The sequence below is a fragment of the Gordonia lacunae genome (assembly GCF_002149015.1).
GTDB lineage: Bacteria > Actinomycetota > Actinomycetes > Mycobacteriales > Mycobacteriaceae > Gordonia > Gordonia lacunae.
Genome location: NZ_NGFO01000004.1, coordinates 29329 through 41729, shown reverse-complemented (window position 1 = coordinate 41729; position 12401 = coordinate 29329). Strand labels below are relative to the sequence as shown.

The 12401-nt window shown below is 69.1% G+C and carries 16 protein-coding genes; 12 read left to right on the top strand and 4 right to left on the bottom strand.

The window, feature by feature from the left end; all coding sequences use genetic code 11:
* Positions 1 to 41 precede the first annotated feature (41 nt).
* The gene (locus CA982_RS04670; RefSeq protein ID WP_086534192.1) at positions 42 to 476 is read right to left on the bottom strand and encodes an STAS domain-containing protein; all 435 of its coding nucleotides are present in this window, start codon (positions 474 to 476) and stop codon (positions 42 to 44) included.
* 238 nt (positions 477 to 714) lie between these two features.
* Between CA982_RS04670 and CA982_RS04665 the strand changes: the two genes are divergently transcribed.
* The 6 genes from CA982_RS04665 to CA982_RS04640 all read left to right on the top strand — a co-directional run bounded on the left by CA982_RS04665 (position 715) and on the right by CA982_RS04640 (position 5172).
* Positions 715 to 1212 (top strand): hypothetical protein, encoded by a 498-nt coding sequence (locus CA982_RS04665; protein ID WP_143412523.1) that lies wholly within the window; start codon positions 715 to 717, stop codon positions 1210 to 1212.
* A gap of 4 nt (positions 1213 to 1216) precedes the next feature.
* Complete coding sequence (locus tag CA982_RS04660) at positions 1217 to 2446, top strand: Nramp family divalent metal transporter (protein ID WP_086534190.1); 1230 nt, start codon at positions 1217 to 1219, stop codon at positions 2444 to 2446.
* Positions 2443 to 2811 carry a hypothetical protein gene (locus CA982_RS04655; RefSeq protein WP_086534189.1) on the top strand — a complete coding sequence of 123 codons (369 nt, stop codon included), beginning with the start codon at positions 2443 to 2445 and terminating at the stop codon, positions 2809 to 2811. Before CA982_RS04660 ends, CA982_RS04655 begins: the two co-directional genes overlap by 4 nt.
* Positions 2808 to 3146, top strand: coding sequence for a PRC-barrel domain-containing protein (locus CA982_RS04650; protein WP_086534188.1), 339 nt, complete (start codon positions 2808 to 2810; stop codon positions 3144 to 3146). Before CA982_RS04655 ends, CA982_RS04650 begins: the two co-directional genes overlap by 4 nt.
* Positions 3147 to 3333: 187 nt before the next feature.
* Positions 3334 to 4719, top strand: a complete 1386-nt coding sequence (locus tag CA982_RS04645; RefSeq protein ID WP_086534187.1) for a cytochrome P450 — start codon at positions 3334 to 3336, stop codon at positions 4717 to 4719.
* A 168-nt stretch (positions 4720 to 4887) separates the two neighbouring features.
* Positions 4888 to 5172: a hypothetical protein gene (locus tag CA982_RS04640; RefSeq protein ID WP_086534186.1), complete on the top strand. Its 285-nt coding sequence runs from the start codon at positions 4888 to 4890 to the stop codon at positions 5170 to 5172.
* Between the two features lie 10 nt (positions 5173 to 5182).
* On the opposite strand, the gene CA982_RS04635 is transcribed toward CA982_RS04640, so the two are convergent.
* Entirely contained in the window at positions 5183 to 5905 is a 723-nt protein-coding gene (locus tag CA982_RS04635; RefSeq protein ID WP_086534185.1) for a cutinase family protein, read from the bottom strand.
* 175 nt (positions 5906 to 6080) lie between these two features.
* Here CA982_RS04635 and CA982_RS04630 point away from each other — a divergent pair, with 175 nt between their 5' ends.
* The 3 genes from CA982_RS04630 to CA982_RS04620 all read left to right on the top strand — a co-directional run bounded on the left by CA982_RS04630 (position 6081) and on the right by CA982_RS04620 (position 8133).
* On the top strand, positions 6081 to 6812 hold the full coding sequence (locus CA982_RS04630) for a GAF and ANTAR domain-containing protein (RefSeq protein ID WP_244176130.1): 732 nt from the start codon (positions 6081 to 6083) through the stop codon (positions 6810 to 6812).
* Between the two features lie 38 nt (positions 6813 to 6850).
* Positions 6851 to 7660, top strand: a complete 810-nt coding sequence (locus tag CA982_RS04625) for a CPBP family intramembrane glutamic endopeptidase (protein WP_244176129.1) — start codon at positions 6851 to 6853, stop codon at positions 7658 to 7660.
* A 71-nt stretch (positions 7661 to 7731) separates the two neighbouring features.
* Positions 7732 to 8133 carry an SRPBCC family protein gene (locus CA982_RS04620; RefSeq protein ID WP_208617886.1) on the top strand — a complete coding sequence of 134 codons (402 nt, stop codon included), beginning with the start codon at positions 7732 to 7734 and terminating at the stop codon, positions 8131 to 8133.
* Between the two features lie 27 nt (positions 8134 to 8160).
* On the opposite strand, the gene CA982_RS04615 is transcribed toward CA982_RS04620, so the two are convergent.
* Positions 8161 to 9066 (bottom strand): alpha/beta hydrolase family protein, encoded by a 906-nt coding sequence (locus tag CA982_RS04615; protein ID WP_086534183.1) that lies wholly within the window; start codon positions 9064 to 9066, stop codon positions 8161 to 8163.
* Positions 9067 to 9164: 98 nt separating this feature from the next.
* Here CA982_RS04615 and CA982_RS04610 point away from each other — a divergent pair, with 98 nt between their 5' ends.
* The 3 genes from CA982_RS04610 to CA982_RS04600 are packed head-to-tail and all read left to right on the top strand — an operon-like array spanning position 9165 to position 11976.
* The gene (locus CA982_RS04610) at positions 9165 to 9770 is read left to right on the top strand and encodes a TetR/AcrR family transcriptional regulator (RefSeq protein ID WP_086534182.1); all 606 of its coding nucleotides are present in this window, start codon (positions 9165 to 9167) and stop codon (positions 9768 to 9770) included.
* A 57-nt stretch (positions 9771 to 9827) separates the two neighbouring features.
* Complete coding sequence (locus CA982_RS04605) at positions 9828 to 10511, top strand: alpha/beta hydrolase (RefSeq protein ID WP_086534181.1); 684 nt, start codon at positions 9828 to 9830, stop codon at positions 10509 to 10511.
* Positions 10504 to 11976 carry a DHA2 family efflux MFS transporter permease subunit gene (locus CA982_RS04600; RefSeq protein ID WP_086534180.1) on the top strand — a complete coding sequence of 491 codons (1473 nt, stop codon included), beginning with the start codon at positions 10504 to 10506 and terminating at the stop codon, positions 11974 to 11976. Before CA982_RS04605 ends, CA982_RS04600 begins: the two co-directional genes overlap by 8 nt.
* On the opposite strand, the gene CA982_RS04595 is transcribed toward CA982_RS04600, so the two are convergent.
* Positions 11973 to 12392: a DoxX family protein gene (locus tag CA982_RS04595; protein WP_086534179.1), complete on the bottom strand. Its 420-nt coding sequence runs from the start codon at positions 12390 to 12392 to the stop codon at positions 11973 to 11975. The genes CA982_RS04600 and CA982_RS04595 overlap by 4 nt on opposite strands.
* Positions 12393 to 12401 lie beyond the last annotated feature (9 nt).

Below are 12401 nucleotides of genomic sequence, written 5' to 3'. Positions count from 1 at the left end.
TGTGGGGCGCGCATCGGGCCGGTGACCGGCGCGGTGCGACCTCACCGGGCCTGCGGATCCCCGATTCCGTAGGCCTCGTCGATCGAGGAGCGGATGGCCACCGGGATGTCACACATCCGGACGAGCCGCGCCAGCGCGGGCTCACAGACGAGTACGACGCGCACCCCGGCGCGGGTGGCGTCGGTACACACCCGGGCAAGGGTCTCGAGCCCGCAGGCTCCGAGGAAGTCGACGCCGGTCAGGTCGAAGATCACGGTCGCGTTGTGCCGCGCGACAGTCCGGGTGAGAGCGGCATCGAAGTCCGCCACGGTGTTCAGATCCACATCACCGGAGAATCGCTGTACGCACGACGACGTCGTTGTGGTGTGGGCCGTGCTGATGTGGGCTGTCGTGCGTGATGTTCCGGTACCGGCCGGCCGTGCTCCGACTCCGGTGGGGTGCGACGTGTCGCTGTACTGGCCCATGCTCTCGTCCATCCGCTCGTTCTGTCTCCGAGGGGCGAGCCGGTCGTGCGATCGCGTCAACCGGCCCGCGGCAGCTGGGACTGAACCGCTGTAGACCACCGTACGTTCACGTCGACCGCCGTTCAACGGTTCGGTGGAGGAGGTCCACCGATGTGCAACGGTGCACGGGAGGCCCGAGTTTTGCCGGCCGCCGTTCGGGGAACCCGGCTCGGAGAGACGGCTCGGCGAGCCACGGACCGAGGACTGGGGTGTGACCGGAACACGATGGTCGAGAACAGGGTTGCGAGCAGTTCGTGCGACGCTGCTCGCACTGTGTCTGCTCCTCGTCCTCGTCGTCGCCGGATGTGCCCGGCAGCCCGGCGGCGTGACGGCCGAACTCTCCCACTCGTCCGGGGATGTGGTGAGCGCGGTCGCCTCCGGACATGAGGGGCTGCGCTCGTGGGCCGAGGACCGCGCTCCGCGCCACTACGTCCGCGTCCTCTTCGACGACCTGATCGAGCAGTCCCTGTCCGCCTACGGAGCTGTCGTCAACCTCGACATTGACGACGCCGCCGACGAACCGATGCGGGCCGGGGTCGAGGATGCCATGGCACAGGCCACCCGGGTGCTCGTCGCCGCACGGTCGGTGACGCTGCTCGACCGGCAGGACCCGCGGGTGTCGGAGTCGCTCGACGCGCTGACGAAGGTCGACGAGCGCCTGCAACAGATCGTCGACGACCCGCGGTCGGCGGCCGGAGCGAGGGGATGAGCCGGTGAAGAACGTCATCGGCGTCGCCCTCGGCATCCTGACCGCCATCGGCGGCTTCCTCGACATCGGTGACATCGTCACCAACGCGGTCGTGGGGTCCAGATTCGGATTCGGGCTGGTGTGGGTCGTCGTCGTCGGTGTCATCGGGATCTGTCTGTTCGCGGAGATGTCCGGACGGGTCGCCGCGGTGAGCGGACGCAGCACGTTCGAGATCATCCGGGAGCGGCTCGGTCCCCGGATGGGTGCCGCGAACCTGGTCGCCTCGCTGTTCGTCACCGGTCTCACCCTCACCGCCGAGATCGGCGGCATCGCCCTCGCGCTGCAGCTCGCGAGCGGGGTCGCGCCGCTGCTGTGGGTGCCCGTCGCCGCATTCGGGGTCTGGATCATCGTGTGGCGGGCCAACTTCAAGGTCATGGAGAACGTGACCGGTCTGCTCGGCCTGTGCCTGGCCGTGTTCGGCGTGGTCTTCTTCCTGCTGCAACCGCCCTGGGGCGAGGTCTGGGATCAGATCACCGCGCCGTCGGTCCCGTCGCAGGAGTCGATACCGACCTACTGGTACTACGCCATCGCACTGTTCGGGGCGGCGATGACGCCGTACGAGGTGTTCTTCTTCTCCTCTGGTGGCATCGAAGAGGGTTGGCGCCGTAAGGATCTCGCGCGAGAGCGGTGGAATGTGCTGATCGGCTTCCCGCTCGGGGGCCTGGGCTCGGTCGCCATCGCCGGCGTCGCGGCGCTGTATCTGTTGCCCGCCGACATCTCGGTGGAATCGCTGTCACAGGTCGTGTTGCCCGTCGTGCAGGCCGGCGGGCAGCTGGCGCTGGCGTTCGTGATCATCGGACTCGTCGCGGCGACGACCGGCGCCGCGCTCGAAACGGCGCTGTCCACCGGGTACACGATCGCCCAGTACGCCGGATGGCCCTGGGGTGCGGCCAAGAAGCCGCGCCAGGCGGCACGGTTTCATCTCGTGATCATCGTGTTCCTCCTCGGCGGGGTGCTGATCCTGCTGACCGGTGTCGATCCGATCATGGTCACCGAGTACTCGGTCGTGTTCTCCGCGGTCGCCCTGCCGTTGACCTATCTGCCGATCCTCGTCGTGGCGAATGATCGGGAATACATGGGGGACAACGTGAACGGACGAGTGATGAACTTCTTCGGCACCATCTATCTGGGCATCATCGTGGTCGCCTCGGTGGCGGCGATACCGTTGCTGATCGTGACGGGGGCGGGGCGATGAGCACGGACGACGACCGCGGGCTGTCCCGTCGCACGACGATCGACCTACGACTTCACCTGCTGGACAGACAGATCCACGACCGCGATGGCGTACCGCTCGGCGTCGTCGACGACGTCGAGATCGAGATGCCCGACAACGGTCCGCCGCGGGTGTCCGCCCTTCTCACCGGGCGCGCGCTGTTCTATCGACTCATCGGCGGCGGTCCGCACGTGAGCGAGCTCGACCGGATCTCGATCGACCGCGTCCGCAGCATCGATGTGCGGGTCGTGATCGACGACCGGCAGGAGGATCTGGAACTCGCGTGGCCGGAACGATGGGTGCGCGACCACATCGTCGGGCGTATCCCCGGAAGCGGCGGACGATGATCGCCAGCGACCTGTTGAGCTGCGCCGTCCACGATTCCGGCGGCGATCGCCTGGGTCAGGTGATCGACCTCCGCTTCGAGGTGGTCGACGACCAACTCCGGCTCGTCGGGTTGCTCGTCAACCGCCGGAACCGGGTGTCCTTTCTCGGATACGAACGTCAGGGTGTGTCGCGGCCGTGGCTGCTCAACCGGTTCTTCGCATGGCTGCATCGCGGCACCGTGCTCATCCCGTGGGCGGATGTGACCGCCGTCGAGGACGGGGCGGTGCGCGTCCGGGACGGTTTCCGTCGTCTGGACGCCTCGCTCGACACGGCACACGGCGATGGGTCGTCGTGACGCCCCCCGACGGCCATGCGCGCACAGTCGACGGTGTGGCACGCACAGTGGACGACATCGGACGCACGGTCGACGGTTTGGGGCGCACGGTTGACGGTTTGGGGCGCACGGTCGACGGGTAGGCCGTGGGCAGTCGGGCCCACGGAAACGCCCGGCGTGAACCCAACGGTGAGGAGTGTCGTCGGAGATGTCACGGGGACCCGGAGAAGACGTGCAGAAGAGCCCCGGCGCGGTGACCGCGACGCCGCGTCTGGCACGAGCGGGGCTCCTCGACACCGCGCGCGTCCTGGGCGGGGTGCTGGTCCCGATGGTCGCCGAAGGTGTTGTCGCGCGGCGTAAGACAATGGTCCGTCTCGGCGGCCGGCTCGACACCCACGGCCGCGCGGCCCGGATACTGAACGGGCTGCGGGCGCGACACGACGCCGATGCCCTGGCCCTCACCTTCCCGCGACCGATGGTGCTTGCGCTACGACCCCCGGCGGTGACGGCGACGCTGCACGGCACGCCGGACCCGTTCACCCCGGCGTCGACGGAGAAGGTCGCGGCACTCTCGCGCTTCCAGCCGACCGGCGTGCTGATCTCGGACAACCGGCACCGTCAGGCGCGGCGGGAACTGAACGAGCTGGCCCTGCAGACCTCGGCGGACGTGCACTCCCTCCACCGGCGATGCGGGGAGATCATCGAATCCGAGGTCGCGGAACTGCTTCCGACCCTCACCGACGGCCACCTGACGTGGGACGCCTACGCGGTCGCCCACTGGCGCATGGTGCGCCGCTTCGTCTTCGGGGATGCCGCTCGGAACGACGAGGCCCTGACCGACCTGCTGACGGTGCTACGACGAGACGCCAACTGGGGGCCTGCTTTTCCGCGTCGGTCCGCGACCTACGGGAACTTCCGGCGACGTCTGGATCACCTGGTGGCCGCAGCCCCCGAGGACTCGCTGGCCGGAATCGTCCGAGACGCGGTGGACCGACCTGGTTCCCTCGACCCGACCGGTCAGATCCCGCACTGGCTGTTCGCGTTCGACGCGGTCGCGGTGGCCGTTCATCGGGCGTTGGCATTGCTGGCCGCCCACCCCGCGACCGCGGCCGCGGCGCGGACGGAGACCGCGGGCGTCGAGTCCACGGCGGCGCGTGTCCTGCCGACGCTACGCGCGACCGTGCTGGAATCACTGCGACTGTGGCCGACCACGCTGGCCATCCTGCGCGAGGCGAGCCGCGACGTCCGATGGGACGGTGGCCTCGTCGCCGAGGGGACGACCACGATCGTGATCGGGGAGTTCTTCCAGCGCGACGACGACGCCATGGACTTCGCGCAGCGGTTCACCCCGGAGGTCTGGACCGACGGACGAGCACAGGGACTCGCCGGCGTCGTCCCCTTCAGCGACGGCCCGGGCGAATGTCCCGGTCGTAATGTCGTGCTGATGTTCGCCACGGCGGTGCTGGCGGCGATCGGTCGTGACGTCGATCTCGACGACAACGTGCTCTCGCCTCGCGTGCGGGCCGGGCAGACCGAGATGCCGCACTCCCTGGACCACTTCGACCTCACCATCGGGCTTCGCGCCGCTAGGTGACCTCTCGGGGCGGCCGGACGTCGCAGGATTGACGAAAGGGCTTGATGGGTAAGAACACCGAACCGATCAGCGGTGACGTCGACCCCCGGACGCCGAGACCAGGACAGGGCGGTCCACGGACCGTGGCGCCCAATGGTGGGTTTCGGTGCGGCACGAGGGAGACGACCGATGGGGTCTCATTGCAAGACGACGCGTGATCACGACGAGATCCGGGAGTGGGTGACCACGCACCAGGGTGTTCCGGCGCGCATACGCGACGTCCGGAGCGTCGGCGGAACGGGAGTGCTCCGCATCGACTTCTCCGGCCGGACGGCCGATGAGTGCCTCGAGCACATCAGTTGGGACGAGTGGTTCCGCAACTTCGAGCGCGCCGAACTCGCTCTCGTCTACGAAGCGACGAAGTCCGACGCCGGCCGGACCTTCGCGAAGGTCGTGCCGGCACCGGACTTCTGACGCCGGGAGCCTAGACGCGCCGGGCCGCGTACCGGGCGCCCTCGAGCGTCATGCCGTTCACCGAGTAGAGCACGTGCAGGGCGTTGGGACCGCCGACCGGGGCGCCGTCGCAGATGGTGTCACCGGCGATGCAGTAGCGGACGGTGCGGCTGCGGTACGGCGCGGCGACCTTGACCGGCGGAGCGCCGATGTCGTCGATGAAGCGGTCCGACGGGGCGCCGTAGAGCACGATCGCGGCGACGTTGCGGGCCATGTTCGCCGGCAGCGGCGGCGGCACGAACCGGTCGTAGGCCGCGTACCGCGCGGGCAGGTCCAGGCCGGCGTGGACGGAGTATCCCGCGACGACGGCGCCCTGGGAGTAGCCGCCCAGCACGACCTTGGTGCCCGGGCACTTCGCGGCCAGGGACTTGATGCGGTTCTGGGTGGTGCGGACCCCATCGGCCACCGTCTGGGCGAATTTCAGGCGGTTGTTGAACTGGTCGCTCGCGGGGTAGGGAACCCCGTAGGCGCTGACCGACTTACCCGGCAGCTGCGAGCGGACGGCCTCGACGAACGAGAGTCCGGTGAGACCCAGCGGCGGAGCCGTCTCGACGGTGCCGCGTGCGAACACCACCTCGACGTCGGAGCACGATGGCGCGGCCTGGGCGGTCGGTGTGCCGACGGCCACCGCTCCCGTGATCGCAGCGATGACACAGAGGACGGAGACACTCAACCGTTTGATCACCAGGCCCATGGTAGAGATCACGGTCGCCCGGGATAAGGGGCTCATCGTCCCAAAGAACGAGGCAATCCGGAGCCATCCGAGAGCCCGTTCGGCACGAACAACCGGGTTGAGCACGTGCAAGATTCTGTACGATCACGAGGTTCGCCGGACGATTTTCCCCCCCGGCACATCGAATCGAGGTTGAGTGCCAGTGGTAACAGATGTTCATTTCAAGATCGCCGAGCTGGCCCGGCAGATGCACGCGGTGCCCGAGTCCACCCAGGACACCACCGGCCAGGTCCTGGACTCCATCACCGCCGGAGCCGTCGAGTATGTCCCCGGGGCCCAGTACGCGGGCGTCCTGCTCGTCGACCAGAAGAAGAACTTCGACACCCTCGCGCCGACCGACCCGCTGATGAACGAGGCCGACCGTATTCAGAAGGAAACCGGTGAGGGGCCGTGCCTGCAGGCTGCGTGGGATCACCACACGGTGCTCGTGAATGACATCGGCAGCGACGATCGTTTTCCCGCGTTCTCCGCACGGGTCCTCGAGGAGACGCCACTTCGTTCGAGTCTGTCGTTCAAGTTGTTCACCGACAAGGGAACCATCGGCGCGCTCAATGTCTTCTCCGAAGAGACTGACGTGTTCGGGGACGAGTCTCTCGAGGTCGGTCTCCTGTTCGCGACCCATGCCGCCTTGGCTCTGCGGGCGGCCCGCCAGCAACAGCACTTCCAGAGCGCCCTGGCGAGCCGGGACGTCATCGGCCAGGCCAAGGGCATGATCATGTACCGCTTCCGCATCGACGCGGTCGCCGCGTTCGCGCTGCTCCGGCGGCTGTCCCAGGACACCAACACGCCGCTGGCGAAGGTCGCCGAAAAGCTCATCGAGCGCGAGCTGGCCGAGCCCGCTGAAGCAGGGAACGGGTCGCCGTCCTGACCCGGCGCGACCGCGGCCGGGGTTGGTAGGTTCTCGAGGTGAACCTCGATAACCTGGGGCCCCCGGCCCGTCGTCGTCTGGGCTATGCCGGTTTCGCCGGGATCGTCGTCGTCTACCTGGCCATCATCCAGCTGGGCGGCCTGGCGATCGCGCGCCTTGCGGACGAGAGCGAGCCGGTCACCACGGCCGGTGTCGTGTTCGGCATGGTCATCCCGCTCGGCGCGGCGCTGTTGTTCACGATCATCGTCGTTGTTGCGCTCGGCTGGCAGAAGCCGGTGCTGCGCGATGATCGGCCCGTCCGGCGCTGGGTGTGGGTCGTCCCCGCCGTCTTCGTCGTGGCGATCCTGGTCGGGATCGACTACGGCTCGCTGGCCCAGAAGGACCTCCTCTTCATCCTGACCCTGCTGATCGCAACGCAGTTCGTCGGCTGGGGTGAGGAGGCGATGTTCCGCGGTGTCGGCGTCACCACGCTGCGCGATCACGGTCTCGCCGAGGGCAAGGTAGCGCTGTGGTCGAGCGTCGTCTTCGGCGCGGTGCACCTGACCAATGCGATGACCCACGGCGTGAGCGCCATCCCGCAGGCGATCGCGGTGAGCCTGGCCGGGTACTTCTTCTACCTGATCCGGCGGGTGTCCGGCGGCAATGTCCTCAACTCGGTCATCCACGGGCTCTTCGACTTCTCGATCACCACCGGCACCGTGATCCTCGACGACCAGAAGACGTACGTCGGTGCGATAGCGCCGATCCTGGTCTACGTCGTGCTCGGCATCGTGCTGTTCCTGGCCCGCCACCACATCGAGCCGATGGAACCGCACCGAGCGCAGGAGGACGCGACGACTGGTGGTTGAGCCGGCACTGCGGTCGAGGAGCCGTGTCGAAGCCACTTGGTGACCACCGGCGCGGCGACTACGTTGGCCACATGCGCAGCCGGCACGTGAGTGTGGTCATCAACGCCCGACCCGACGCCGTCTACGACTTCGCGGCCGAACCCGACAACCTGCCGCGGTGGGCCGCGGGGCTGGCGAAGTCGGAGGTGGTCCGGCGGGGTGACGAGTTGCTCGTGGAATCGCCGATGGGCACCGTCACCGTCCGCTTCGTCCCGCGCAACGCGCTGGGCGTCGTCGACCACGAGGTGGTGCTCCCCACCGGCGACACCGTGCTCAATCCGCTTCGGGTGTTGGCGCATCCAGAGGGCGCCGAAGTCGTGTTCACCATCCGGCAGCTGGCCATGTCCGACGACGAGTTCGACCGCGACACCGAGATGGTGGAAAAGGATCTCGCACAGCTGAAGTCGCTGCTGGAGACGGCCGGTTCGGCCTAGTGTCCGGCCGGGCCGACCCGGCCGGCGTCACTTTCGCTGCAGTGTGAAGTCCGCGGAGTCCGTGTGCCGCAACGCTTCCCACGCCGCCGAGCTGCTGCCGAGTGCGTCGAGCAGATAGGCGGCGACGGCGTCGGCGACCAGGCCGACCCGGTCCGGGTCCTCATCGGTCGTCTCGCGTACCGCCTCGCCGGCGATGCCGCCGAGAGTGTGTTCGCCGTCCGGAATCCACAGCAAGTCCGTCGCGCCGGGGGAGAGGTGGAAGGCGTCGGTCAGCCATTCCGGGCCACGCGTCGACAGGGCCGAGTCGTCCTTGCCGCCGGCGACGACGAGTGCCGGGGTGGACATCCTCGAGAAGTCCGGCCGCACGAACGGCAGGTGTTCGCGCGCATACTCGCTCAGGCTGTCGCCGGTTCCCGCCGTCGCGATCAGTGCGCCCGCTCGCACGGCGGGATGTGCGAGATCCGGGCCGACGTCTCCGTCCGGCCCGACCACACGCGCGCCGAGGAGCGTGCCGACGGTCTGGCCGCCCCACGAGTGGCCGGCCGCGGCGAGCAGGCCGATGTCGACGCGAGTGCGGAGGTCCCCACCGGCCGCGACGAGTATCTCGTCGAGGTGATCGATCACCGCGTGCGCGTCATGCACTCGCGTACTCCAGATGGATGCGAACCGCGGGTCGTCGAACCCGATCCCGTATCGCCGGGAATCGAGGTGCGTCGGCTGTACGACGACGAAACCCGAAGCGGCCCATCGATCGACAAGCGGTGCATAACCGTCCATCGACCAGGCGTTGCCGTGGGAGAACACGAGGACCGGGAGGTGCTCGCCGGTGACCGGGGCGGTGACCTTCACCGTCAGCGGGAACGGCCGGTCCGAGGTGGGGACGACGATGGGCTTGACGGCGACGATCTGACGGGCGAGCGATTCCGTGGACATGAGAGTTCCTTCGGGACGGGTAGCGGGACGCGATAACCTGGACGGAACGATGTTCCGCCAAACTAGCGGAACAATGTTCCGCGAGCAAGGGGTGAACGGTGTCCGCAGGACGAACCGCACGTCAAGTGCAGGCCGAACGGAGTCGCGTGGCCCTTCTCGAGGCGGCGGCCGCGGCCTTCGTCGACGCGGGCGTGCAGGCCCCGGTGCGCGACATCGCCGCGCGCGCCAGGGTCGGCGTCGGCACTGTGTACCGGCACTTCCCGACCCGGGCGGAACTGGTCACCGCGGTGTACCGGCATCAGGTCGACGAGTGTGCGGCACTGGCGGAACAGCTGCTGGCCGAACAGGTCCCGCCGCGCGCGGCGCTGTGCCGGTGGACGTCGGCGTTCACCGACTTCCTCGTCACCAAGCACGGCTTGAGCGACGCGCTCAGCTCCGACGATCCGAGCCTGGTCGATCTGCACGCGCTCATCTTCGACACCCTCGTGCCGGCATTCGCCTCGCTGCTCGAGCCGGCCCAGGCGACGGGAGAGGTCAGCGAGGACATCTGCGCGCTGACCTTCCTACGCGCGATCGGCAACCTGTGCATCGTCGGACCCGGGTACACCGACGCCGACGCCAGGGCGATGGTCGGTCTGTTGCTGATCGGCTCGGGCGCATCGTCGGCAGAGCACGAGCACGAGCACGAGCACGCGGGGCGATGAGAACGGGCCCGCGTCGAGGTCAGCCGTGATGACGGAACGCGACTTCGAGGAGAGCCCATGACGCAGCGCCGACTCTTCTTCATCCACGGTGCCGGCGGCTACGTCGAGGACGGACCGCTCGCGGACGCGCTGTCCGCGGCGCTCGGCGCGACGCTCGACATGCCCGAGTTCTCCGGCGACGACATGTCGCTCGAGGCGTGGGCGGCGCCGATCCGGGAGCATCTCGCCGGGATGGAGGCGGACGACCTCGTCGTCGCACACTCCTTCGGCGCGACGGTGCTGGTGCATGTCCTCGCCGGAGCCGACCAGACGGCGCCGGAACATGTTGTGCTGCTGGCCATGCCGAATTGGGGTCCCGGCGGTTGGGATGTTCCGCAGTACGTGTTCACCGACACCGACACCGACACCGACGCCGACGCCGCCACCGACGCCGACGCCGACGCCGACACCGACGCCGATACCCCGCTCCCTGAGGTGCGAGGAGCGGAGCGACGAGCCTCGAAGGGCGTCGCCCTCCACCACTGCGTCGACGATGACGTGGTGCCCGTCGAGCACCTGGACCTGAACGCGGCGGTCCTGCCGTCGGCGACGGTGCATCGTCACCTGGCGGGCGGGCACCAGTTCGACGGGCTCGCCGGGGTCCTGGCCACCGATGTGCTTGCGCGCGAGCGAGGCGCCCCGACTCTGGGTAGGAACACGACCCGAGACGGAGGGCCCAGATGGACGACGACCGATGAGTGACCCCAGCTCGGCCGACACCGAGTCCCGCGGGGTGCCGGCCGCGTCACCGGCGGGCCGGTGGCTGATCGTCGCCGCGGTCCTCGGTTCGGGTGTCGCCTTCATCGACGGCACCGTCGTCAACGTCGCGCTGCCCGCCATCGCGCTCGACCTCGACACGGGGCTGCGCGGCCAGCAGTGGGTGCTCGACGGGTACCTGCTGACCCTGAGTGCGCTCCTGCTGATCGGCGGCGTCGCCGGTGACCGGTACGGCCGTCGATTGGTGTTCGCCGGTGGTCTGGCGGTGTTCGCGGTGGCGACTGTCGCGTGCGGGCTGGCCCCGACCGTCGAACTCCTCGTCGCCGCGCGGATCGTGCAGGGGGTCGCCGCGGCCGCGGTGGTTCCGGGCAGCCTGGCGCTGATCAACGCCGAGATCCGGCCATCCGATCGGGGTGCCGCGGTCGGACTGTGGGCCGGGATGTCCGGCGCGACCACCGCCCTCGGACCGTTTCTCGGCGGCTGGCTCGTCGACGCGGCGTCGTGGCGGTGGACGTTCCTGCTCAGTGTGCCGCTCGCGCTGGGCGCGCTGTGGATCGCGATCCGGCACGTGCCCGAATCGCGGGGCGCGCCGTCGGGTGCCCGACTGGATGTGGCGGGTGCGCTGGCGATGACCGTCGGCCTCGCGGGCGTGATCTACGCCCTGATCGAGGGGCCGTCGAACGGGTGGAGTGGCGAGACGGTCGCCGCCGGGATCGTCGGTGTGGTGTCGCTCGCGGGTTTCGTGGTGATCGAGTCACGGGTTGCCGCGCCGCTGCTGCCGCTCGGACTGTTCCGCTCGTCGCAGTTCTCCGGCGCCAACCTGACGACGCTCCTGGTCTACGCGGCGCTCGGTGGCGCGCTGTTTCTGCTGGCCCTGCAACTGCAGCAGAGTCTCGGTTACTCGGCGTTCGAGGCCGGCGCGGCGATGTTCCCGAGCACGTTCATCATGCTGTTCGGGTCGCCCGTGGTCGGCAAGCTGGCGCAGCGCACCGGGCCACGGCTGCCGATGACGGTCGGCCCGCTCATCGCGGCCGGCGGTTTCGCGCTGATGTCCCGGGTGGAGCCCGGATCGGGCTACGTCGACTCCGTGCTGCCCGGTGTGCTGCTGTTCGGACTCGGGATGACGGTGACCGTCGCGCCGCTCACCTCGGCGGCGCTCGCCGCCGTCGACGACGCGCTCGCCGGCACCGCGTCGGGGGTGAACAATGCGGTGGCTCGCCTTGCGGGGTTGCTCGCGGTGGCGGTGCTGCCCGCCGTGGCGGGGATCGACGCCGGCCCGGGCGATCCGCTCGGCGACGGCTTCCGGACGGCGATGTACATCTGCGCGGCGTGCTGCGCGGTCGGCGGCATCGTGGCGGCGTGCACGATCCGATCGAGCGCCGATGTGCGGCCGCAGGTGCGCGCCGGCATGGACGCGGCCTGCCAGGATGCGGCGACGCGCGCAGGTTAGGCCCGGCGTTCGCCGGTGCCGGCGGCGATGGCCCACAGCACCAGGACGGGCTGGAAGAACAGTCGCGTGAGCCGCTTCTCGTCGGTGTCGAGGCCGAAGGCGTCGATGTGCTCGACGTACTGGTTGATGTTGCCGGGGAAGATGACGACGAAGAACGCGGCCACGACCCACGACACCACCTTGCGGTGGCGGGGCAGCGCGATCAGCGCGGCGCCCAGTGCGATCTCGACACCGCCGGAGGCCAGCACCACGAAGTCCTTGCTGAACGGCACCCAGTCGGGGACCTGCGCCTGGAACTCCTCGCGCTGGACGGTGAGGTGGCCGACGCCGGCGACCGCGAGGACGGCTCCCAGCGCGATCCGGGCGATGGCCCGGCCCAGCGGCTGGCGAGTGGTGATCGGCGAGATGATCGACATGCGGGCTCC